This window comes from Streptomyces smaragdinus, from assembly GCF_009604385.1.
Taxonomy (GTDB): domain Bacteria; phylum Actinomycetota; class Actinomycetes; order Streptomycetales; family Streptomycetaceae; genus Streptomyces; species Streptomyces smaragdinus.
The window spans coordinates 141,081-164,103 of the sequence record NZ_WEGJ01000012.1; the positions used below are offsets into that span (position 1 = coordinate 141,081).

Below are 23,023 nucleotides of genomic sequence, written 5' to 3' on the forward strand. Positions count from 1 at the left end.
ATGACACGACTCGCCGGGCCGAAATCGTTGGCTCCCGCTTAAGCGCTCAGTAACTTACCCGGCAGTCAAAAGAGCAGGTGGGAGCCGATACATGACACAGAGACCTGAGCCACGTACCGTCGACCCGTACCTCCGCCGCCACGGCACCACCGTCTACGAGGCCGAGGCCCCACCCCTCGTACCGCGCCAACGCACCGGATCCCTCGCGGACATCCCGTTCACCAACGCCACCGAAGCCCCCCAGGACGTCGTCCTCGGCCGCAAGGGCCCCGGCGGACGCTGGACGGACGTCACGGCCGCCACCTTCGCCGACGAGGTGCTGGCCCTGGCGAAGGGCCTGATGGCCGCCGGTCTGCAGCCCGGTGACCGGCTCGCCATCATGTCCCGTACGACCTACGAGTGGACCCTGCTCGACTTCGCCGCCTGGGCCGCCGGCCTCATCACCGTCCCCGTCTACCCGACCTCGTCCTCCTTCCAGGCCGAGTGGATCCTCGCCGACTCCGGCTCCGTCGCCTGCGCCGTGGAGAACGTCGACCAGGCCCGTATGGTCAGCGCCGCCCGCGCCGAACTCCCCTGGCTCACCCAGCTCTGGCAGCTGGACACCGGCGTCCTCGGCCAGCTCGCCGCCGCCGGCCGGCACATACCCGACGCCGAGGTCCACGCCCGCCGCACCGCGCTGACCCCCGACTCCGTGGCGACCGTGATGTACACCTCCGGCACCACCGGCACCCCCAAGGGCTGCGTCGCCACCCACGCCAACTTCCTCGCCGAGGTCGACAACGCGATCGAGCTCCTCCACCCGGTCTTCCGCGCCCCGTCCCGCGAACCCGCCGCCACCCTCCTCTTCCTCCCGCTGTCCCACGTCCTCGGCCGGATGACCGCCGTCGGCGCCCTGCGCGCCCGCGTCCGCCTCGGCCACGCGCCGAGCATGACCACCGAGGACCTCATCGCCGACCTGCGGGGATTTCGCCCGACGTTCCTCGTCGCCATCCCGTACGTCCTGGAGAAGGTCTTCAACTCCGCCCGCGCCACCGCCGAACGCATGGGCCGCGCCGCCTCCTTCGACCGCGCCTCCCGTGTCGCCGAACGCTACGGCGAGGCCCTCGAACAGCGCGAACACGGCGGTACGGGCCCGGGCTCCGGCCAGCGCACCCTGCACCGGGTCTACGACACCCTCGTCTACCGCCGCATCCGCGCCGCCCTCGGCGGCAGGGTCCGCCACATCATCTCCGGCGGCTCCCCCCTCGGCCGCCGCCTCGGCCTCTTCTACGCCGGCGCCGGAGTCGAGGTGTACGAGGGCTACGGCCTCACGGAGACCACCGGCGCCGCCACCGTCACCCCGCCGCTGCGCCTGCGCTTCGGCCGCGTGGGCCGCCCGCTGCCCGGCACGTCGGTACGGATCGCCCCGGACGGCGAGGTGCTGCTGCGCGGCGGCCAGGTCTTCGCCGGCTACTGGGACAGCGAGGCGGGCGCGGTCCGCCCCGCGATACGGGAGGACGGCTATCTGCCGACCGGCGACATCGGGGCGCTGGACGAGGACGGCTATCTGACGATCACCGGCCGCAAGAAGGACCTCATCGTCACCTCCTCCGGCAAGAACCTCGCCCCCGGCCCGCTCGAGGACCGGCTGCGCGCCCACCCCCTGATCAGCCAGTGCCTGGTCGTCGGCGACAACCGCCCGTACGTCGCGGCCCTGCTCACGCTCGACATGGACGGCCTCTACCACTGGTGCCACATGCACAAGCTCACCCGCATGTCCGCCCGGCAGCTCCTCGCCGACGCCCGGCTGCACCAGGACATCCAGCACGCGGTCGACGGGGCGAACCTGCTGGTCTCCCGCGCGGAATCGATTCGGCGGTACCGGGTGCTGCCGCTGGACTTCAAGGAGGACGCGGGCTACCTCACCCCGTCCCTGAAGCTGCGCCGGGGCGCGATCCTGCGGGACTTCGCGGCGGACGTGGACGCGCTGTACGAGTGACCGGCCAGGAACTACGTAACCACACGTCTCATATGTTCGTTGGAGATGATGTTGATACGTCTATGACTGGAAATGGGCATGACGAAGCCGAAACGTGTGGGAATCTACGTCCGCATCAGCAAGGACCGCAAAGGGCTGGACCTCGGTATCCAACGCCAAGAAAAGGCATGTCGGGAGCTATGCGGACGAATGAGCTGGGGCGTCTTGAAGGTCTACTCGGACAGCGAGGTATCGGCATCGACTACCAGTAGGCGCCATCGCCCTGGATACACTGAAATGCTGAGAGATATTCGCGATGGTCGCATCGACGGCATCGTCGTCTACTCCATTGACCGCCTCACACGTCGCATCAGCGAGCTGACCAGTTTCCTTGAGGAGCAGAAGAAATACGGATTCGCCTTCGCCACGACGGAAGGCGAGGACACGCTGAGCGCGAACGGGCGATTGATCCTCACGATCAAAGGCGCTGTGGCCCAACAAGAGACCGAGCGAATGTCAGAACGCATCAACAACTCACTCCTGCAGCGCAGAGAACAGGGCAAACCACACGCCGGAGGGAAGAGACAATTCGGATTCCAGGAAGACTCCCGTTTCCAGGAACTCGATGACCGCGAGTCCACGTTGATCCGGGAGGGCTACCACATGCTGGTGGGCCAGGCCTCCGGAACGCCTGGCGATGTAGCGAGATACTGGAACTCCCAAGGGGCTAGAACCCCTCAAGGCGGCGACTGGACAATCCAGTCCGTGAAGCGCGTTTTCCGATCCGAAAGGACCGGAGGGATCGTCACTTACAAGGGCCAGGACATCGGTGACAGCATCTATAAATCCCCACTCACTCGAGACGAGTGGGAGGATGTTCAGACTCTACTCAACAGCCGCGCCACACCCGCAGCCCAAGGGTCAGGCAAGCGAAAGCACTTGTACTCTGGATTCTTGCGATGTGGCTACTGTGGCGCCAATATGCGTGTCCAGTGGGCGACCGTGCAAGGGCGGACCTTCCGACGAACCTTCTGCCACTCCGGGCAACCAGGCCGCGGCGGTCGCCTCGGCTGCGGGAAGGTGAGCCGCCAGTACCAGTGGATCGAGGAGCGACTCAACGAGGTCGTGCAGACTGCACTGCGGAACCACATCCCCCGCCTTGAGGAGAGCCCGGCAGAAGATTTCACCGGTGAGATCAATCTGCTGGAGAGTCGCATCCAGAATCTTCGAAAACGTTGGAAGCAGGGCGAGATGGATGACGATGATTACTTCGACTCCCTGGCCCACCTACGTATCAACCTCCAGGACTTGCGAACTCGCGAGACCTCATCGTTGATCCGTCGTTCCCGCATCGAGCAGGATGCTCTGTCGATCTGGATGAACGAATCACCAGAGAACCTTGAGCGCCGCCGCGCCGTCGCGGCAACCGTCGTCGAGCACGTCGACGTCCTCAGTGTCGGGCGAGGCAGGCGCAAGCCACCCGAAGACACATCCATCAGGATCGTGCTGGTCAATGCTGCACATGACGGTCCCTCGGAGCAACCCGTTTCGAACTCATACACAGCCAACAACTCTCGACGTTCAGGCTAGATCCGGTCTGTAGTGACGCCACGACACCTGAGCCATTCCACGCCTTGTCTCGTAATGATTGGTGCCCGCCTCTTCAAAAGGAGGCGGGCACCGTCCGCCATCACCCTATGCCGTGACGAGCTCGGAAGATTTCTGGTCAGCGCCAGTATTTACCTTCTCCCGCGAGCCTTCATCATCGATTTCAAAGCTGGTGACGCTGTCGTACATTGCACGATCGAGGATTCCTTCACGGGCGGCGACAATCAGCGGCGCAGTAACTTGGCCTGCGACATTCGTAGCCGTCCGCATCATGTCCAGGATCGGGTCGATGGCCAGCAGCAGGCCCACGCCCTCCAGCGGCAGGCCCAGCGTGGACAGGGTCAGCGTGGTCATCACGGTGGCGCCGGTGAGGCCGGCGGTGGCCGCGGAGCCGATCACGGAGACGAAGGCGATCAGGAGGTAGTCCTGGATGCCGAGGCTCACGTCGAAGATCTCGGCGATGAAGATCGCGGCGAGCGCCGGGTAGACCGCGGCGCAGCCGTCCATCTTGGTCGTCGCGCCGAAGGGCACCGCGAAGGACGCGTACTCCTGCGGCACGCCGAGGCGTTCGGTGACCTTCTTCGTGACCGGCATCGTGCCCACCGAGGAGCGGGAGATGAACGCCAGCTGGATCGCCGGCCAGGCGCCGCGGAAGAACTGCAGCGGGTTGACCTTGGCGACGGTCGCCAGCAGCAGCGGGTAGACGCCGAACAGGACGAGCGCGGAGCCGATGTAGACGTCGGCGGTGAAGGTGGCGTACTTGCCGATCAGGTCCCAGCCGTAGTCGGCGATGGCGAAGCCGATGAGGCCGATGCTGCCGATCGGGGCGAGCTTGATGACCCACCACAGGACCTTCTGCAGCAGCTCCAGCACGGTCTCGCTGAGGCTGATGATCGGCTTGGCGGTGTCACCCAGCTTCAGCGCGGCGATGCCGGCGACGGCGGCCATGAAGACGATCTGCAGCACGTTCAGCTCGGTGAACGGGGTGATGACGTCGGTCGGGATGATGCCGGTCAGGAAGTCGATCCAGCTGCCCGAGTGCTCCGGCTTCGCGCCGTCCTTCGGGGTGAGGCCGGTGCCGGCGCCCGGGTTGGTGATCAGGCCGATGACCAGGCCGATCGTCACCGCGATCAGCGAGGTGATCAGGAACCAGAGCAGGGTGCGGGAGGCGAGCCGGGCCGCGTTGGAGACATTGCGGAGGTTGGTGATCGACACGAGGATCGCGAAGAACACGAGCGGGGCGACGGCCAGCTTCAGCAGCTGGACGAAGATGCCGCCGATCTGGTCGAGGGTGTCCTTCAGCCAGGCGACGTCGCCGTTGCGGGCGACCGCGCCGAGGACGACGCCGAGGACGAGACCGGTGAGTATCTGGGCCCAGAAGGGCACCTTGAGGATGCGTGACACGCGGGGATGCTCCGTTGATCAGGAGTGAGGAGGGGGACGCGGGCGGTGACGGCACGCGCACACGGGAGCCCCGGCGCTATCCGGCCGGGGGCTGAAAAGGGTGCGGGGTGGGTCTGTCGCTCAGCGACAACACGCCGCGGCCACGCGGCGGCAGAGGTCGACGTGCAGGCGCGCCACGAGCAGGGTGCTCGTCGCGTCGAAGGGGGCTGCTGCCGTCGTCATGGATATGACGGTAACACCGTCGGCCGGGCTTCCCCGAGGCCGGTCTCCGGGTCGTACGGCCGGAAAACACAACTGCCCCGCGCGAGCAGGGCAGTTGTCGGACGGGCGTGACGAGCGCCACGCCCCGGCGGATCAGTCCTCGGTACGGCGCGCGGCGTCGTCGACCTCGTCCTCGGCGGAGCGGTTGGCGGCGAGGTTGTGCTTGGCGCGCTCGACGCGCTCGGCGACCTGGCCGGCCATCTCCTCGCGCTGGCGGCGCAGCAGGACGAAGCTCAGCGGGGCGGAGACCACGAGGGCCAGGAGGAGCACCCACAGGTAGTTCGAGTCCCCGAGCCCCGAGGGCAGCACCCTGAGCCGCACCAGCCCCCAGACGACGACGAAGCACGCGGCGAAGATGCCCAGGCGCATGAGGGAGTAGCGGGCGGTGGGGCTGACTGTCGGGGTGGGGGACATGCTGACTCCTGCGGGCGACGGGCCGGCCCTTGGTCGCTGGATGGGCGGTTCACCCGATTCTACGAGCCGCCGCGCGGCGCGGTACGCGGGGCTCAGGGCAGGGGGAGCCACATGGTGATGTCGTCGCGGTCGTCCCCCGGCCCGACCCGGATGGCGCCGGGCACGCGCCCGGCCTCCTTGTACCCGCAGGCGGCGTAGAAGTGCTCGGCCCCGGTCCCCTCGCGGCAGGTCAGCCGTATGCCCTCGATCCCGTCGATCCCCCGCGCCCCGTCCGCGGCGGCGGCCATCAGGGCGCGCCCCTGGCCGGTCCGCTGGAGGGAGGGGTGAACCATGACGGTGTGGAACCAGAGCCAGTGCCGCATCAGCCGATGCGTATTGAGCCCGAGGAAGACGGTGCCTTTGACGACCCCGCCCTCGTCCCGCCCCACGAGCAGCCGCATCCGCCCCTCGGCCATCGCGACCAGATGCTTGACGAGCTCCCCGCGCACCTCGTCCACCCCGACGGGAGGCAGAAACCCGACGGACCCCCCGGCGTTGACGACGTCGGCCCACAACTGCGCGACTTGATCCCGCAGGGTCCGATCGACGGCGGGGTCAAGCTCGAAGCGAAGATTATGCGCCATACCGCAATTGTATGCAGCCCGCTTCGCGGGTGTGACCGATTTTTCCGTCGACCCGGTGTGAGGAGCGTCTCCACCGGGCGCAGGCAAACCCCGGCTCGGCTGACGCAGCCTTTCAGGGACAGAGGTCCACTATCAGCCCGGCCGGCGTTTGAGGCCTCTGGGCGAAGCCCGGAGCGCGTCAGCCGGCGCGACCGCACCTCGTACCGGACCCCTGACGGAGTCAGAGCCGCATCGGCTGAGGCGCCTCCCGCCGCTGCGGGTCCGGCCCCTCGAACTCACGGATGACCTCGTACCGCGTATTCCGCTCCACCGGGCGGAACCCCGCATCACGGATGAGGCCCAGCAGATCGTCCCGGGTGAGCTTGGCCGGCGTGCCGAACGAGTCGGCGTCATGCGTGATCTTGTACTCGACCACAGACCCGTCCATGTCATCCGCCCCATGCTGCAACGCAAGCTGCGCGGTCTGCACACCATGCATCACCCAGAAAACCTTCACGTGCGGCACGTTGTCGAACAACAACCGCGACACCGCGAACGTCCGAAGCGCCTCGGCCCCGGTAGCCATCGAAGTCCGCGCCTGGAGCCGATTCCGTACAACCCCGTCCCTCACATCGACGAAGTCATGCTGATACCGCAGCGGAATGAAGACCTGGAACCCCCCGGTCTCATCCTGCAGCTCCCGCAGCCGCAACACATGATCCACCCGATGCCGCGGCTCCTCGATATGCCCGTACAGCATGGTCGCCGGCGTCTTCAGCCCCTTCTCGTGCGCCAGCCGGTGAATCCGCGACCAGTCCTCCCAGTGGGTGTCGTGATCGACGATCTGCTGTCGCACCTCCCAGTCGAAGATCTCCGCCCCACCACCGGTCAGCGACTCCAGCCCGGCCTCGATCAGCTCGTCGAGAATCTCCGACGCCGACAGCCCGGAGATGGTCTCGAAGTGATGGATCTCGGTGGCGGTGAACGCCTTGAGCGAGACCCCCGGCAGCGCCTCCTTGAGCGCCTTCAGCGACCGCGGGTAGTACCGCCAGGGCAGATTCGGATGCAGCCCGTTGACGATGTGGAGCTCCGTCAGCTGCTCCGCCTCCATGCCCTTGGCCAGGGCGACGGCCTCCTCGATGCGCATCGTGTACGCGTCCTTCTCCCCCGGCTTGCGCTGGAAGGAGCAGTACGCGCAGGACGCGGTGCACACGTTGGTCATATTGAGGTGCCGGTTGACGTTGAAGTGCACGACGTCACCGTTCAGCCGGGTCCGCACCTCGTGCGCCAGCCCGCCCAGCCACGCCAGATCGTCGGACGCGTAGAGGGCGATCCCGTCCTCGCGGCTGAGCCGCTCCCCGGAACGGACCTTGTCCTCCAGCTCACGCTTGAGCCCTGCGTCCATACGGCACGCCTCCCGCAGATGTACGTCGCTACCGCCCCGAGCGTACCCAGGCCCGGCACCGGATCCCCCGGCCGGGGGGCCGCGGCGGCCGGAGGATCAGACCTCTTCGGCCAGCTCTCCCACCCGGTTCTCCCACTTCGTGGAGAGCACGATCGTCGTCCGCGTCCGCGAAACCCCCACGATCCCCGACAGCCGGCGGATGGTCTTCTCCAGCCCGTCCACGTCCGGCGCCCGGACCTTCAGCATGTACGAGTCCTCCCCGGCGATGAACCAGCAGTCCTCGATCTCCGAGAGGTCCCGCAGCCGGTACGCGACATCGTCGTGGTCCACGGCGTCCGAGAGCTGGATCCCGATGAGCGCCGTGACGCCCAGGCCCAGGGAGGCCGCGTCCACCGTCGCCCGGTAGCCGGTGATCACGCCCGCCGCCTCGAGGCGGTTGATCCGGTCGGTGACACTCGGTCCCGAGAGCCCCACGAGCCGGCCGAGCTCGGCGTAGGAGGCCCGGCCGTTCTCACGCAGGGCCTGGATGAGCTGCCTGTCGACGGCGTCCATGCTGACGTAGTGCCTTCCTGGTCCGATGAGTCCGCGATGTGTCAGATCCGTGCGGAGAGGTCCGCGGGAATCGCTCCCCCGCCCGTTACGCCGTGTCGCGCGCCTGCCCCAGCTCCCCCTCCCACCGGCGGTACAGCCGATGCGGCACGCCCGCCGCGTCGAGCACCCGCCCGGCGACGAAGTCGACGAGCCCCTGCAGGTCCCGGGGCCCGGAGTAGAACGCCGGGGACGCCGGGAGCACCACCGCGCCGGCGTCGTCGAGGGCGACCAGATGCCGCAGCGTCTGCCCCGTCAGCGGCGTCTCCCGTACGACGACGACCAGCCGCCGCCGCTCCTTCAGCGTCACGGAGGCCACCCGCTGCAGCAGGTCCTTCGACAGCCCGAGCGCCACCCCCGCCACGCCGGCCGTGGACGCGGGAACGATCAGCATCCCCTTCACCGGATACGACCCGGACGACGGCCCCGCCGCCAGATCCCCGGCCGCCCAGTACCGCACCCCGTCCAGCGGCCCCACGTCGAAGACGTCCGCCCGCCCGTCGGCCCCCGACCCGAGCCACCGCCGCAGATCGTCGCGCCAGTGGGCGTCCCGGAAGGACACCCCCGTCTCGTCGAGCACCGTCAGCCGGGCGGCCCGGCTGACGATCAGGTCCACGTCCTCCCCGGCCCGCAGCAGCGCCCGCAGCACGGCGGCGGCGTACGGCGTCCCGGAGGCTCCCGACACCCCGACCACCCAGGGCCGGCGCGCGGGCGCCTCGTGGCTGGTGGGGGGTGGGGTCTCCATAGGTTCGAAGCCTATCCGGCCCGCGTGGGGGGTGCGGAACTCGGGCAGGGATCCCGAGCGTTCCTTATCGTGGGACTCATTGCCCGAAGGGGGAGATCGTGACGTACGAACCTTATGGTGCTCCCCCGGCGTCCGCCCCGAGCGGACCGGGGCGATGGGGGACGCGGGCCGTACGGGCGGCCGTGATCATGGTGGCGTGGGCCGCGCTGCTGTGGATCCTGGAGAGCATCGACCGGTTCTCCGGCGGCGCGCTGGACACCTTCGGCATCCGCCCCCGGGAGGCGTCCGAGCTGCGGGACGTCGTCCCGGCGGCGTTCATGCACTTCGGCTTCGAGCATCTCGCGGCGAACACCGTGCCGCTGCTGGTGCTCGGCTTCCTCGCGGCGCTGCGCGGGACGCGGCGCTTCCTCGGCGTGGTCGCGATGATCACCCTGGCCAGCGGCATCGGGGTGTGGCTCGTCGCCCCGCCGGACTCGAACACCGCGGGGGCGTCCGGGGTGGTCTTCGGCCTCTTCGGCTATCTGCTGGTGCGCGGCTTCGTGGACCGCCGGGCGGCGGACATCCTGGTCGGCCTGCTGGTGGCGGTGCTGTACGGGTCGATCCTGTGGGGCGTCCTGCCGACGAACGAGGGCGTGTCGTGGCAGGGCCACCTCTTCGGCCTGCTGGGCGGGGTGGGCGCGGCGTTCTTCTTCAGCGAGCGCAAGCACCCGAGCAGCGCCTAGAGCCCCAACCCCCGTACGAGCAGATCGATCAGCGCGCAGCCGAACAGCGCGATCCCGATGAACCCGTTCACGGTGAAGAACGCCCGGTTCAGCCGGGACAGATCCCCCGGCCGGACGATCGAGTGCTCGTACAGGAACGCCCCGGCGACGATGACCAGCCCGAACCAGAAGAACCCCCCGGCGTCGGTGGCCAGCGCGTACCAGACGAGCAGCCCCGTCGTGACGACGTGACTCACCCGCGCCCCGTACAGCGCGGCGGGGATCCCGAAGCGCGCCGGCACGGACCGTACGCCGTCCGCGCGGTCGGCGGCGACGTCCTGGCAGGCGAAGATCAGGTCGAAGCCGCCGATCCACACCCCGACGGCGAGCCCGAGCAGTACCGCGTCCCACGACCAGCTGCCGGTGACGGCGAGCCAGGCGCCGATCGGCCCTATGGCCTGGGCGACGCCGAGGATGGCGTGCGGGAAGTTCGTGAACCGCTTGCCGTACGGATAGACGACCATCGGGACCACGGCGAGCGGGGCGAGGAAGAAGCACAGCGGGTTGAGCAGCGCCGCCGAGCCGAGGAAGAACGCGAGCGCGATCAGCGCCCCGGTCCAGGCGGAGCGCACGGAGACGACGCCGCTGGGGATCTCCCGCCCGGCGGTGCGGGGGTTACGGGCGTCGATCTCGCGGTCGATGATCCGGTTGCAGGCCATGGCGAACGTCCGCAGCCCCACCATGGCGACGGTGACGAGCAGCAGCGTCCACCACTCGACGGTCCCGTCGCCGTCGAGGAACATCGCGGTGAGGGCGGCCGTATAGGCGAAGGGCAGCGCGAAGACCGAGTGCTCGATCATCACGAGCCGGAGGAAGGGTTTGACCCGGCCGGCGACCGGGGCCGGGGCGCTCACAGTCCGTACTCCGGGACACCCCCGCGAATGCGGGGAAATCTCGGCTCCGCGCTGCCAATCGGCATCATGTCGCGATCCATCACAGGCCGTATTCCTTCCACCGCTTCGTCACCCGATCGGATGTCTCCGGATCCGACACCACCATCTCCGGCCACCCCCCGTCCCGCGTGTAGCCCTCCTCGGGCCATTTCGCCGTCGCGTCGATGCCCGCCTTGCCGCCCCAGAACTGCTGGTACGACGAGTGGTCCAGATGGTCCACCGGCCCCTCGACGACCGACAGGTCCCGCGAGTAGTCCGTGTTGCCCAGCGCCCGCCACGCGACCTCGTGCAGATCGTGGACGTCGCAGTCGGCGTCGACGACCACGATCAGCTTGGTCAGCGACATCATGTGCGCGCCCCAGATCGCGTGCATCACCTTCTGCGCGTGCTTGGGGTACTTCTTGTCGATCGACACGATCGCGCAGTTGTGGAAGCCGCCCGCCTCGGGCAGGTGGTAGTCCACGATGTCCGGCACGATGATCTTCAGCAGCGGCAGGAAGAACCGCTCCGTGGCCCGCCCCAGCGGCCCGTCCTCGGTCGGCGGTCGGCCGACGACGATGGACTGCAGCAGCGGCCGCTTGCGCATCGTCACGCAGTCGATGGTCAGCGCCGGGAACGGCTCCTGCGGCGTGTAGAAGCCGGTGTGGTCGCCGAAGGGGCCCTCGGGGAGGGTCTTGCCGGGCTCCAGCCAGCCCTCGAGGACGACCTCCGCGTTCGCCGGGACCTGCAGCGGGACGGTCTTGCAGTCGACCATCTCGATCCGCTTGCCGGCGACGAAGCCCGCGAAGAGGTACTCGTCGATGTCGCCGGGCAGCGGCGCGGTGGAGGCGTACGTGACGGACGGCGGGCAGCCGAAGGCGATCGCGACGGGCAGCCGCTCGCCGCGTCTGGCGGCGGCCTGGTAGTGGTTGCGGCTGTCCTTGTGGATCTGCCAGTGCATGCCGATGGTGTTCCGGTCGTGCCGCTGCAGCCGGTAGAGGCCGAGGTTGCGGATGCCGGTCTCGGGGTGCTTGGTGTGGGTCAGGCCCAGGTTGAAGAAGGAGCCGCCGTCCTCCGGCCAGGTGAACAGCGCCGGCAGCGCGTCCAGGTCCACGTCGTCGCCGGTCAGCACGACCTCCTGGACGGGGCCGTCCTTCACCTTCTTCGGCGGTACGTGCGTCATCCCGGCCAGCTTGCCGAAGGCCTCGCGCACGCCGGTGAAGCCGTGCGGCAGCTCGGGCTTGAGCAGGCCGCCGATCTTCTCGCTGATCTCCGCGTACGAGGAGAGCCCCAGCGACTTCAGCAGCCGGCGGTCCGTACCGAAGACGTTCATGGCGAGCGGCATGGCCGAGCCCTTGACGTTCTCAAAGAGGAGGGCGGGGCCGCCGGCCTTGTTGACCCGGTCGGTGATCTCGCCGACCTCCAGATACGGGTCGACTTCCGCCTTGATCCGCTTGAGGTCGCCGTCGCGCTCCAGGGCCCGCAGCAGCGAGCGGAGATCGTCGTATGCCATAGCAGCCAGTATCCGTCAGAGGGACCCCGGGTCTCGTCGCCGCCCCCGGCTTTGTGTGCGACGCAGGTCACCCCGGTGTCATGGGCACCCGCTAACCTGGCGCGGTCATCGGGGCGTTGCGGCCCCGCCGTCTGGTCCTGGGAGATTCCCGACGTGATCCGCTACATCCCCTATCTGCTGTTTCTGGCGCTGTGGATCTACGCGTTCATCGACTGCCTGAACACCCCGGAGGAGAAGGTCAAGCATCTGCCGAAGGTCGGCTGGGTGCTGATCATCCTGTTCTTCGCGATGCTGGGCTCCATAGCCTGGCTGGTCGCGGGCAGGCACCGCGACCCGGCGCCCGCGGGCGGCAGTACGCCGTCGGAGTGGCACCGTTCGTACGATCCCAAGAAGACCATGGCGCCGGACGACGACCCGGAGTTCCTGGCCTCGCTGCGGGAGGACAACAAGCGGGACGAGGCGCTGCTGAAGGACTGGGAGGCGGACCTGCGCCGCCGCGAGGAGGAACTGCGCCGCCGGGAGGGCGACGACTCCTGAGGCACCCGTTTTGGTGTCACATGCCCCGGTTACCCTGGTTGCACGCATCCGCGCGACACGAGGGGCCGTCATGCTCAGGTTTCTGCCGTTCCTACTGGTCACGGTGGTGTGGATCTATGCGTTCGTCGACTGTCTGAACACGCCCGAGAAGCAGGTCCGCAATCTCCCCAAGATCGCCTGGGTGCTGATCATCGTCCTCTTCGGGTCGGTCCTCTTCGGCCCGGTCGCCTGGCTCATCGCCGGCCGCCCGCGCGGCCGCGCCGCCCTGCCCGGCAACGGCGGCGGGCCGCGGCGGCGCTCCGGGGGCTGGGTGGCGCCGGACGACAACCCCGAATTCCTGCGCTCCCTCGACCAGGACAAGCGCCCGGAGGACAATCCCGACGACAGCCGCTCCTGATCCTCCCGGACCCGCCACCCGATCGGCATCCCCCGGGTTGCGGCGGCCCTCCCGCGCCAGCACGTTGCTGGGACAGGCACGCAGGAGGGAACCCCGATGACCCAGCCCGGACCGCCGCAGCCCGACCCGCACCCGCAGCCCACACCGCGGGGGGTACGCGGCGGGCAGCCGGTCACCCCGCCGGTGGACCGGCCGGTGGTCGGCTCGTACCCGACGTACGAGGGCGCGCAGCGGGCGGTCGACTTCCTCTCGGACAGCAAGTTCCCGGTGGAACGCACAGCCATCATCGGCTCGGACCTGAAGATGGTCGAGACCGTCCTGGGCCGTCTCACGCGCGGCCGCGCCGCCCTCGCCGGGGCCGGTTCGGCCGCCTGGTTCGGTCTGCTGATCGGCTTGCTGATGTCACTCTTCGTCGACGGCATCGGCAACGTCCTGCTGCTGATGCTGAGCGCCCTGCTGTACGGCGCGCTGTTCGGCGCCCTCTTCGGCTTCGCCGGCCACGCCTTCACGGGCGGCCGGCGCGACTTCGCCTCCCGCAGCCAGATCGTGGCGTCGCGCTACGACGTGGTCGCGGAGCCGGACGTGGCGGAGGACGCCAAGAACATGCTGATCAAGCTGGGCTGGCGGGAGGGCTGACCCTCCCGCCGCCGGTCAGACGCCCGCGTACGAGTGGAGGCCGCCGAAGAGGAGGTTCACCGCGTAGTAGTTGAAGAGGAAGCACAGGAACGCGGTGATCGCGAGGTAGGCGGCCTTGCGGCCCTTCCAGCCGGCCGTGGCGCGGGCGTGGAGATAGCAGGCGTAGGCGACCCAGGTGATGAAGGACCAGACCTCCTTGGGGTCCCAGCCCCAGTAGCGGCCCCAGGCGTTCTCGGCCCAGATGGCGCCGGCCACGATGGTGAAGGTCCAGAAGGGGAAGACGGCCGCGTTGATCCGGTAGGCGAACTTGTCGAGGGACGCGGCGGCCGGCAGGCGCGACAGCACGGACCTGGCGAAGTTCCCCGGCTGCGGGCCGGCCGGGTCGGCGAGCTTGGCCTCGTACCGGTCGCGGAAGAGGTAGAGGATCGTGGCGACGGCGCCCAGGTACAGCAGCGCGCCGCAGGTGATCGCCAGGGAGACGTGGATCCACAGCCACACGGAGTCCAGCGCGGGGACCAGCTGGGCGCTCTCGGTGTAGAGCGCGGTGACGGCGAGGCCGAGGTCCAGCAGGACGGTGGCGACGAGGGGGAGGCCGATCCAGCGGATGTGCTTGCGGGCGGCGAGGAAGGCCAGGTACACGCCGACGATCACCATGGAGAAGGTGGTCGAGAACTCGTACATGTTGCCCCACGGCGCCCGCTCCACGGACAGCCCCCGCGTCACCACGGACCCCAGGTGCAGCAGGAACGCCAGCGTGGTGAGCGAGACGGCGATCCGCCCGTACATGTCGCCCTGGACGTCCCCGCCCGCAGCACCGGGCCCGTCGGCGGCATCCCGCGCACCCGGCCCGGGCTTCGTGACGACCGCCGGCCGCTCCAGCACCGTCGTGCCGCCCGCCCGCTGCACCTGCACCTTGACGGCGGGCGCGGCGGCGGAAGCGGTCAGCGCCGCGGAGGACGTGGCGACGCGGCTGCGGCTGCCGAAGGCCCACTCGGCGATATGGGCGACGAACGCCAGGGTGTAGACGGCCATCGCGGAGTAGATCAGGACGTTGCTGATGTCGGCGAGGTTCTCGTTGGCCGCGGCTGCGATGCTCGTCACGCGCGCGCTCCTTCGTCGGACGTGGTTACGGAGGGTTCGGGCCGGGCGGGGGCGGCGGTCTGGAGGCGGACGGCGAGGTCGGCGAGCTCCTCGGGGAGCTTGGCGCTCTCGCTGCGGCCGAGGCCCGCGAGCTCGACGACGGTCGTGCCGTCCTCGTCCCGGCGGGCGCGCACCCATACCCGGCGGCGCTGGATGAACAGGGAGCCGGCGAGGCCGGCGATGGCGGTGAGGGCGCCGATGAGGACCCACTCGTTGCCGTACTGCTTGCCGATCTTGAATGTGGCCCACGGCTTCACACCGTCGAAGGTGAGCGTGCCGGCGCCGTCGGGGAGCGTCAGCTTGTCGCCGATGGCCAGGACCTGGCGGAAGGGGTCGCCGTTCTTGTCCTTGAACTGCTTCATCCGCGCGACGTCGAGCTGGTAGACGTTCTGCGGGACACCGGTGTCCAGGCCGAGATCGCCCTTGTACGCGGTGAGGAAGAGGCCGGGGCTCAGGGGCTCGGGGAACTGGGACATCATCTGCCCGGAGCCCTTGAGGTAGGTCGGCATGAAGAAGCCCTGGAAGCCGATCTGGTCCTTCTTGCCGTCCTTGCCGACGTAGTCGGTGACCTTGATCGCGCCCTGCGAGGAGAGGTTCCGCTTCTCCGCGGGGATCATCGGGACGGGCCCGCGGAAGGCGATGTCGCCCTGCCCGTCGCGGACGGTGACCACGGGGGCCCAGCCGTTGGAGAGCAGCCACACCTTGGTGCCGTCGATGACGAGGGGCTTGTTGACCTCGATCGACGTCTTGTGCTTCGGCCCGTCGGCGCCCTTCCAGTACGTGATGTCGGCGCGGAAGACGCGCGGGGTGCGCTTCTGCGGGCCGGTGCGCTGGTACGACGCGGTGAACTTGTCGAGCGTGAAGCCGAACGCCGACGGATCGCCCGTACCGAAGGCGGACTCCTTGTAGTAGTCGTACTGGGTGAACGTGTTGGAGAACCCGTCCCCCTCGACGATCAGCTTCCCGGCCTCGGAGTGGAAGAGCCGCCCGGCGGCGAAGGCGATGAGCAGCACGAACAGCGCCACGTGGAACAGCAGGTTCCCGGCCTCGCGCAGATAGCCCTTCTCCGCCGCCACCGCGTCCCCCGCGACGTGCGCCCGGAAGCGCCGCCGCCGCAGCACCGTCCGCGACGCCTCCAGCACCGCCTCGGGCTCCGCGTCCGTACGCCACGTGGTGTACGCGGGCAGCCGGTTCAGCCGGCTGGGGGCCTTGGGGGCGCGGGCGCGCAGCTGGCCGACGAACTGCCAGGTGCGCGGGATGATGCAGCCGGCCAGGGAGATGAACAGCAGCAGATAGATCGCGGAGAACCACACCGAGCTGTAGACGTCGAACAGCTGCAGCTTGTCGTAGACGCCGGCGAGCGCGCCGTGCTCGTCCTTGAAGAGCTGGACCTTGCTCTCGTCCACGGAGTTCTGCGGGATCAGCGACCCGGGGACGGCGCCCAGGGACAGCAGGAAGAGCAGGATCAGCGCGACCCGCATCGACGTGAGCTGCCGCCAGAACCAGCGCGCCCAGGCGACAATCTCCCGTCCGGCGCCCAGCCCGGGCGCGGGCTGCTGCCCGCCGTCCTCGAGGGGCGCGGTGGAGAGCTGCGCGGCGGCGTCGGACAGCTCGCGTTCATCGGTGGCAGTCATTCGGTCAGACCCAGACTTCCCAGTTCGACGACCAGACCTGCAGGTCGTACACGATCTCGTCCCAGACCCCCGTGACCAGCAGCAGACCGACCGCGACGAGCATCCCGCCGCCGATCCGCATCACCCATGCGTAGTGCGCCTTCACCCAGGCGAACGCCCCCAGCGCCCGCCGGAACGCGATCGCCGTCAGAACGAACGGCACACCCAGCCCCAGGCAGTACGCCACCGTCAGTATCGCGCCGCGCCAGGCACTCGCCTCGGTGAGCGCGAGGCTCTGCACGGCGGCGAGCGTCGGCCCGATGCAGGGCGTCCAGCCGACGCCGAAGAGCACCCCGAGCATAGGGGCACCGGCCAGCCCGACGACGGGCCTGCGGTGGATACGGAACTCGCGCTGCCCGAGCCGGGGCAGTACGCCCATGAAGATCACGCCGAGCACGATGGTCAGCGAGCCCAGCACCTTGTTCAGCGTCTCGCGGTGCTCCAGCAGCGTGGCCCCGAACCCGCCGAAGAGCGCCCCGCCGGAGACAAAGACGACGGTGAAGCCCAGCACGAAGAGGCCCGCCCCGGCGGCCATCCGCCCCCGCTTGGCCTCGGCGAGATCCGTACCGCTGACGCCCGTGACGTAGCTCAGATAGCCGGGGACGAGGGGCAGCACGCACGGGGAGAAGAACGAGACGAGCCCGCCGAGCACCGCGATCGGCAGCGCGAGCAGCAGGGCGCCGCTGTAGACGGTCTCGTTCATGCCGCGCTCACTTCTCGGCGATGATCGGGTCGAGGGCCTCGTGCAGTTCGACGGCGTTGAGCGCCTTGATCGCGCGGACGGCGATCCGGCCGTCGCGGTCGATGATCAGGGTGGAGGGGATGGCCTGCGGGGAGAGGCTGCCCTTGGGGAAGCGCAGGACGAGCTTGCCGGACGGGTCGTACAGGCTCGGATAGTCGATCTTGAACGTACGCTCGAACGCCTGCGCGTTGGCGACGTCCAGGTCCCGGGTGTTGATCCCGACGAACTGCACGTCCTTGTCCTCGACGTCCTGAGCGACCTTCTCCAGATGCGGGGCCTCCTTGCGGCACGGCGCGCACCAGGAGCCCCAGACGTTCAGGACGACGACCTTGCCCTTGTAGTCGCCCAGCGACAGCCGCTTCCCGTCGGTGGTCTCGCCCTCCAGGTCCGGGGCGGCGACGCGGTCGGGGGCACTGACGGTCGTGACCTGGCCGGTGCCGGCCATGAACTTGGTGTCGTTGCCGCCGGAGCTCTTCGCGCCGTCGCCGCAGGCGCCGAGCGCGAGCACACCACCGAGCGCGACCAGTGCGGCGGCGGTGCGGCGCAGGGGGCTCCTCGTCCAAAACATGTGAAAAGTTTCCCATGTCGCCGCAGGGGATCTTTCCTACCCCCCGCCCTCGTCCGCGATGCCCGATGTCAGACGCCCGTCAGGGCGCGTCGCGCTGGGCTTTTGCAATCTGCCGCAAAGGTGTCGCGCACCCCGCCCCGGCCGGACGAGTATCTGCAGTCCCGGCAGCCGCTCACGGGGGAGGCGGCTGCCGGGCCTGATCCACGGCGGCCCGCAGCACGGCGGCCCCGGTCGGGGTGAGGGTGTGCAGGACGGCCGGCCCGTTCCGTACGGTCGTGACGAGACCGGCGTCGCGCAGGACGGTCGCATGCCGGCTGGCGGCGGACGCCGAGACGCCGGCGACGCGGGCGATCTCCCCGGTCGTCGCGCCGCTCGCGGCAGCCCGCAGGGCGAGGGCGCGGGAGCGGCCGAGGAGGCTGGTCAGGGACCGGCCGGGGTCGGTCTCGGTCCGGGGCGCGGGCTCGTGGAGCAGGGAGTACCAGAGGACGGGCTGGAGTCCGGGGTCGAAGAAGGTGACGGGCTCGCCCCAGTTGAAGTACGACGGTACGAGCGTGATCCCCCGGCCGTTCAGATGCAGGTCCCGGTCCTCCGCCTGACGCGGGTACTCGACCTCCAGCACGGGCGCCCGCCACCGCAGCATGGGCCCGAGCCCGGCGAGCATCCCCTCCACTCCCCCGTCGAGCAGCCCCCGCGACCGTACGGCCCGCTCGGCCTCGATCCGCGCGTGCACCTCCTCCTGCTGCGGTACGACGACGGCGCCGTGGTAGGCGCGCAGGAGCCCGACGAACTCCGTGCGGGCCCCCCGCTCGGCGAGCCGCGGGCCCCAGGCGGGCGCCCCGATGGTCCGGTCGAGGATGCCGATCTCCTCCCGTACGCGGGCGGGCGGGGTGGCGGTGAGGGCCTCGAGTCCGGCGTCCAGTCCGTCCACCGCGTCGACGGGAGTCAGGAAGTCGGGGAAGTACGCGGCGCGGGGATAGAGGGGCAGGAGCACCCGTCGGAGGGCGCCCTCGAGGCGCTGCTCCCGGACCCGGCGGCGGGCCGTCCGGTACCACCCGGCGTAGGCCCAGCGTCCGCGCCGCGACTGGAACCGGTGGAGGCTCGCGGCGACCTCGAAGAGCGGGTCGGGCGCCCGCGCGACCCGGGTGCGGGCCAGGTCGGCGTCGGTGAAGTGCACACGCAGCATGTTGATGTCCCCCCACAGCGTCGGCCGTTGACCAGGTTAGGGGGGCGCGATGAACGATCGATCGACGTCGGGCTCTCGCAAAGGTTGTCTGGAACCGCACAAATTTGGGATCCGTCTCACCTAGTGTGATGTGAACGCATCAGAGAGACACCATAGGTACGGACCAGTGTGTCCGGCGGGGGGAACTGATCCGTGGGCATCGGGGATTTCATACCGGACTCGATCGAAGACGCGGTCGAGGACGGTACGGAGTGGGTGGGGGACCGCTTCGAGGACGCCGGGGACTGGACGGCGGACCGGCTGGACGACGCCGGCTGGCAGTCGGGGGCCGACTGGGTACGGGAGAACTCCCGCTCGCTGGCCAACCGGATGGGCTCCCAGGTCGACGAGATGCAGCTGGGGGAGACGGAGGACAAGACCAAGCTGGTCCACGGTAGCGCGGACCAGCTGCGTTCGACGGCGGACAGTCTGCGCAAGCTGGCGGAGTCGTTCACGTCGGTGGGCAATGGGCTCAAGGGCGTCGACCCCTCGCAGCTCAAGGGCGGGATGGCGGACGCGTTCCGGCTGGAGTTCCATGTGGAGCCGCCGAAGTGGTTCAAGGCGTCGGACGCGTTCGGCAGGGCGGCGGGGGCGCTGGACCGGTTCGCGGGGACGGTGGGGTGGGCGCAGGGGCAGGCGCAGGCGGCGATCGACAAGTTCGAGGAGGGGATGCGGGGGTCGGAGGCGTACGAGAAGAGGGTCGGCTCGTACAACGATGCGGTCGATGCCTACAACGCCCGCCCCGCGGAGTCCCGTGACCCTTCCTCGCTGCCGCCGAAGCCGGGGCCGGTGAATCCGGGGATCGCGCTGATGAACGAGGCGCAGGAGCTGTTGGGCGAGGCGCGGCGGCAGCGGGACGCGGCGGCGGAGGCCGCGGCGGGGGCGATACGGGCGGCGCGGGACGCGGCGCCGCCGAAGCCGTCGTACGAGGAGCAGGTCAAGGACGGCCTGATGGAGCTCCCGGTGATGTACTCGCACTATTCGTTCGGCGCGGTGAAGGGCGTGGCGGGGATCCTCTCGTTCGCGCGGGCGATGAATCCGGTGGACCCGTACAACATCACCCATCCCGCCGAGTACGTCACGAACCTGAACAGCACGGTGGCGGGCCTGGTCCAGGTGGTCAACGACCCGTGGGGCGCGGGCCGTCAGATGGTCACGGACTTCATGAAGGATCCCGCGGAGGGGCTGGGCCGGCTGGCCCCGGACGTCGCGCTGACGGTGGCGACGGGCGGCGGCGGCGCGGCGGCCCGGGCCACGCGTCTGGCCCGCGAGGCGGCGGACGCGGCGCAGGACGCCAACCGGGCGCGGCGTCTGGTGGACGAGGAGCCCGGCGGGCACAACCGCCCCGACCGCGAGCGCACGACGACCGGGACGGACCCGGTGGATCTGGCGACGGGGCGGATGTTCCTGCCGCAGACGGATGTGGTGCTGGCGGGGCTGCTGCCGCTGGCGTTCACGCGGCGGGTGGAGTCGGGGTACACGCTGGGGCGGTTCTTCGGGCCGTCGTGGTCGTCGACGGTGGACGAGCGGCTGCTGGTCGATGCGGACGGGGTCGTTCATGTGACGCCGGACGGGCTGTTGCTGACGTATCCGCATCCGGTGCCGGGGGTTGCGACGGCCTCGTCGTCGGGGACGTCGCGGACGTCGCTGGAGCGGCTGGAGTCGGGGGACTATCGGCTCACCGATCACGACGCGGGGCTGGTACGTCACTTCCCGGCCGCTGCGGGGACGGAGCCGGGGGAGGACGGCACGGCGTGGCTGGCGGAGACGGAGGACCGCAACGGTCACCGGATCACGATCGACCGTGGGGCGGACGGGACTCCGGTGGGGGTGGTGCATTCGGCCGGGTATGTGTTGCGGCTGACGACTGCCGAGGGCCGGGTCACGGCCGTTGACCTGGGGGAACACCCGGTGATGCGGTACGGCTACACGGCCGGGAACCTGACCTCGGTCACAAAACCGTCGGGCGCCACGACGACGTTCGTCTACGACACGGACCGCCGGGTGACGGCGTGGATCGACTCCAACGACCGCCGCTACGACTACGCCTACGACACCGACCACCGCGTGGTGGCCGAAGGCGGCGAGGCGGGCCACTTCCAGCTCACCCTGGCCTACGGCACCCCCGACCCGTCAACAGGCCACCGCACCACCGCCCTGACCACGGCGGCCGGCCACACCACCCGCCACCTGATCGACGCCAACAGCCGCATCCTGCGCACGACCGACCCCCTCGGCCACACCACGACGTTCACCCACGACACCCGAGGCCGCCCCCTCACCCACACCGACGCCCTGGGCCACACCACGTCCTTCACGTACGACGAGGACGGCCACCTCACCACGGTCACGCGCCCCGACGGCACCACCCTGACGACCACGTACAACGCCCAGGGTCTCCCGCTCGAGCTGACGGCCCCCGACGGCGCCCGCTACCGCCAGGAGTACGACGCCCAGGGCAACCTGACGAGCCAGACGGACCCGGCGGGCCACACCACCACATTCACCTACACCGCCCAGGGCCACCTGGCATCGACCACGGACCCCACGGGCGCGGTAACGACCCTGCGCTGCGACCCCTCCGGCCTTCCGACGGAGGTCACCACCCCCACCGGCGCCATAACCCGCACCACCCGCGACGCCTTCGGCCGCCTCACGGAACTCACGGCCCCCGACGGCGCCGTGTCCCGCCTGACCTGGACCCCCGACGGCGACCTGTCCCACCGCACCGCACCGGACGGCACGACGGAGACCTGGACGTACGACGGCGAGGGCAACTGCACGGCGCACACCGACGAGGCAGGCCAGACAACCCGCTTCGAATACGGCCACTTCGACCAGCTCACAGCCCGCACCGACCCCAACGGCGCCCGCCACACCTTCGACCACGACGCGGAACTCCGCCTCACCCAGGTCACCAACCCCCAGGGCCTCACCTGGTCCTACACCCACGACGCGGCCGGCCGCCTCACCTCGGAGACAGACTTCGACGACCGCACGATCACCTACACCCTGGACCCCATCGGCCGCCTGACCACCCGCACCACACCCCTGGGCGAACTGATCCACCACGAGTACGACGCCCTGAGCCGCCTGACCCGCAAGGACGCCGCAGGCTCTGTCACCACATACGCGTACGACCCGACCGGCCGCCTCCTCCAGGCGACGAACCCCACCGGCGACCTGATCCGCCAGTACGACCGCCGAGGCCTCCTCAAAACGGAACTGTTCAACGGCCGCGCGACCACGTACCAATACGACCCGTCCGGCCGCCGCACCCGCCGCACAACCCCCACCGGCCACACCACGACATACGCCTACGACGCCTCCGGCCGCCCCACCACCCTCACCTCGGGCGACCACGAAATCCACTTCACCCGAGACGCCACAGGCCGCGAACTGGCACGCCACTACGACGACACCCTGACCCAACACCTCACCTGGGACCCCGCAGGCCGCCTCACGACCCAACACCTCACGTCCCAGGGCAACACCCTCAACCACCGCGCCTACACCTACCGCGCGGACGGCTACCTCACAGCGATCGACGACGCCCTACGCGGCCCCCAACGCTTCACCCTGGACCCAACAGGCCGAGTCACGTCGATCACGGCCCAAAACTGGTCCGAGTCCTACGCCTACGACGAGGCGGGCAACCAAACCACAGCCACCTGGACGGGCCACCAAACAGACCCAACCACCCAGGGCCCCCGCACCTACACGGCCACGCGCCTCGACCGCGCAGGAGCCAACCGCTACACGCACGACCAGGCCGGCCGTCTGACAACCCGCACCAAAACCCGCCTGTCCCGAAAACCGGACACCTGGCACTACACCTACAACGCGGACAGTGAACCGTTCCGGGTTCGGTAGAGAGCTCAGTTGGTGGTTGTGACCTGCGGTTTCGTGGCTGTCAGGTAGTAGGTGTTCTCGTACTCGACGGGCGGGACGTGGCCTATCTCACCGTGCAGGCGTCGG

At 69.5% G+C, this 23,023-nt stretch carries 20 protein-coding genes; 7 read left to right on the forward strand and 13 right to left on the reverse strand.

What is annotated here, in order from left to right; all coding sequences use genetic code 11:
- Positions 1-91 precede the first annotated feature (91 nt).
- The gene (locus SRB5_RS17900) at positions 92-1,978 is read left to right on the forward strand and encodes an AMP-dependent synthetase/ligase (RefSeq protein ID WP_153453100.1); all 1,887 of its coding nucleotides are present in this window, start codon (positions 92-94) and stop codon (positions 1,976-1,978) included.
- 78 nt (positions 1,979-2,056) lie between these two features.
- Positions 2,057-3,547 carry a recombinase family protein gene (locus SRB5_RS17905; protein ID WP_153453102.1) on the forward strand — a complete coding sequence of 497 codons (1,491 nt, stop codon included), beginning with the start codon at positions 2,057-2,059 and terminating at the stop codon, positions 3,545-3,547.
- 105 nt (positions 3,548-3,652) lie between these two features.
- On the opposite strand, the gene SRB5_RS17910 is transcribed toward SRB5_RS17905, so the two are convergent.
- The 6 genes from SRB5_RS17910 to SRB5_RS17935 form a co-directional block, all read right to left on the reverse strand.
- Positions 3,653-4,969, reverse strand: a complete 1,317-nt coding sequence (locus tag SRB5_RS17910; protein ID WP_323378078.1) for a dicarboxylate/amino acid:cation symporter — start codon at positions 4,967-4,969, stop codon at positions 3,653-3,655.
- 354 nt (positions 4,970-5,323) lie between these two features.
- Positions 5,324-5,644 carry a DUF4229 domain-containing protein gene (locus SRB5_RS17915; RefSeq protein WP_153453104.1) on the reverse strand — a complete coding sequence of 107 codons (321 nt, stop codon included), beginning with the start codon at positions 5,642-5,644 and terminating at the stop codon, positions 5,324-5,326.
- A 92-nt stretch (positions 5,645-5,736) separates the two neighbouring features.
- The gene (locus tag SRB5_RS17920) at positions 5,737-6,267 is read right to left on the reverse strand and encodes a GNAT family N-acetyltransferase (RefSeq protein ID WP_153453106.1); all 531 of its coding nucleotides are present in this window, start codon (positions 6,265-6,267) and stop codon (positions 5,737-5,739) included.
- Positions 6,268-6,487: 220 nt separating this feature from the next.
- Positions 6,488-7,651 carry an aminofutalosine synthase MqnE gene (gene mqnE, locus SRB5_RS17925; RefSeq protein WP_153453108.1) on the reverse strand — a complete coding sequence of 388 codons (1,164 nt, stop codon included), beginning with the start codon at positions 7,649-7,651 and terminating at the stop codon, positions 6,488-6,490.
- A gap of 96 nt (positions 7,652-7,747) precedes the next feature.
- Positions 7,748-8,203, reverse strand: coding sequence for an Lrp/AsnC family transcriptional regulator (locus SRB5_RS17930; RefSeq protein WP_153453110.1), 456 nt, complete (start codon positions 8,201-8,203; stop codon positions 7,748-7,750).
- A gap of 85 nt (positions 8,204-8,288) precedes the next feature.
- On the reverse strand, positions 8,289-8,984 hold the full coding sequence (locus tag SRB5_RS17935) for a UbiX family flavin prenyltransferase (RefSeq protein ID WP_153453112.1): 696 nt from the start codon (positions 8,982-8,984) through the stop codon (positions 8,289-8,291).
- A gap of 188 nt (positions 8,985-9,172) precedes the next feature.
- Between SRB5_RS17935 and SRB5_RS17940 the strand changes: the two genes are divergently transcribed.
- Positions 9,173-9,706, forward strand: coding sequence for a rhomboid family intramembrane serine protease (locus tag SRB5_RS17940; protein ID WP_153453201.1), 534 nt, complete (start codon positions 9,173-9,175; stop codon positions 9,704-9,706).
- On the opposite strand, the gene mqnP is transcribed toward SRB5_RS17940, so the two are convergent.
- Together mqnP and SRB5_RS17950 are read right to left on the reverse strand one after the other, a co-directional pair.
- Positions 9,703-10,599, reverse strand: coding sequence for a menaquinone biosynthesis prenyltransferase MqnP (mqnP, locus tag SRB5_RS17945; RefSeq protein ID WP_323378079.1), 897 nt, complete (start codon positions 10,597-10,599; stop codon positions 9,703-9,705). The two genes, SRB5_RS17940 and mqnP, sit on opposite strands and share 4 nt — an antisense overlap.
- A gap of 79 nt (positions 10,600-10,678) precedes the next feature.
- Positions 10,679-12,130 (reverse strand): menaquinone biosynthesis decarboxylase, encoded by a 1,452-nt coding sequence (locus SRB5_RS17950; protein ID WP_153453114.1) that lies wholly within the window; start codon positions 12,128-12,130, stop codon positions 10,679-10,681.
- Positions 12,131-12,283: 153 nt separating this feature from the next.
- Here SRB5_RS17950 and SRB5_RS17955 point away from each other — a divergent pair, with 153 nt between their 5' ends.
- The 3 genes from SRB5_RS17955 to SRB5_RS17965 all read left to right on the forward strand — a co-directional run bounded on the left by SRB5_RS17955 (position 12,284) and on the right by SRB5_RS17965 (position 13,700).
- Positions 12,284-12,667 carry a PLD nuclease N-terminal domain-containing protein gene (locus SRB5_RS17955; RefSeq protein ID WP_323378080.1) on the forward strand — a complete coding sequence of 128 codons (384 nt, stop codon included), beginning with the start codon at positions 12,284-12,286 and terminating at the stop codon, positions 12,665-12,667.
- Between the two features lie 70 nt (positions 12,668-12,737).
- Positions 12,738-13,064, forward strand: coding sequence for a PLD nuclease N-terminal domain-containing protein (locus SRB5_RS17960; RefSeq protein ID WP_153453116.1), 327 nt, complete (start codon positions 12,738-12,740; stop codon positions 13,062-13,064).
- Positions 13,065-13,160: 96 nt separating this feature from the next.
- Entirely contained in the window at positions 13,161-13,700 is a 540-nt protein-coding gene (locus tag SRB5_RS17965; RefSeq protein ID WP_228390128.1) for a general stress protein, read from the forward strand.
- A 15-nt stretch (positions 13,701-13,715) separates the two neighbouring features.
- Here SRB5_RS17965 and ccsB read toward each other — a convergent pair whose 3' ends face one another.
- The 5 genes from ccsB to SRB5_RS17990 form a co-directional block, all read right to left on the reverse strand.
- Positions 13,716-14,801, reverse strand: a complete 1,086-nt coding sequence (ccsB, locus tag SRB5_RS17970; RefSeq protein ID WP_323378081.1) for a c-type cytochrome biogenesis protein CcsB — start codon at positions 14,799-14,801, stop codon at positions 13,716-13,718.
- A complete protein-coding gene (gene resB / locus SRB5_RS17975) occupies positions 14,798-16,474 on the reverse strand; it encodes a cytochrome c biogenesis protein ResB (protein ID WP_153453118.1) in 1,677 nt (558 codons plus the stop codon). The genes ccsB and resB overlap by 4 nt, the downstream gene beginning before the upstream one ends.
- Before the next feature lie 4 nt (positions 16,475-16,478).
- Positions 16,479-17,216: a cytochrome c biogenesis CcdA family protein gene (locus SRB5_RS17980; RefSeq protein ID WP_153453120.1), complete on the reverse strand. Its 738-nt coding sequence runs from the start codon at positions 17,214-17,216 to the stop codon at positions 16,479-16,481.
- A gap of 7 nt (positions 17,217-17,223) precedes the next feature.
- Complete coding sequence (locus SRB5_RS17985; RefSeq protein ID WP_153453122.1) at positions 17,224-17,823, reverse strand: TlpA family protein disulfide reductase; 600 nt, start codon at positions 17,821-17,823, stop codon at positions 17,224-17,226.
- A gap of 172 nt (positions 17,824-17,995) precedes the next feature.
- The gene (locus SRB5_RS17990; protein ID WP_153453124.1) at positions 17,996-19,006 is read right to left on the reverse strand and encodes an ArsR/SmtB family transcription factor; all 1,011 of its coding nucleotides are present in this window, start codon (positions 19,004-19,006) and stop codon (positions 17,996-17,998) included.
- Between the two features lie 192 nt (positions 19,007-19,198).
- Between SRB5_RS17990 and SRB5_RS17995 the strand changes: the two genes are divergently transcribed.
- A complete protein-coding gene (locus SRB5_RS17995) occupies positions 19,199-22,918 on the forward strand; it encodes a putative T7SS-secreted protein (protein WP_323378082.1) in 3,720 nt (1,239 codons plus the stop codon).
- Positions 22,919-23,023 lie beyond the last annotated feature (105 nt).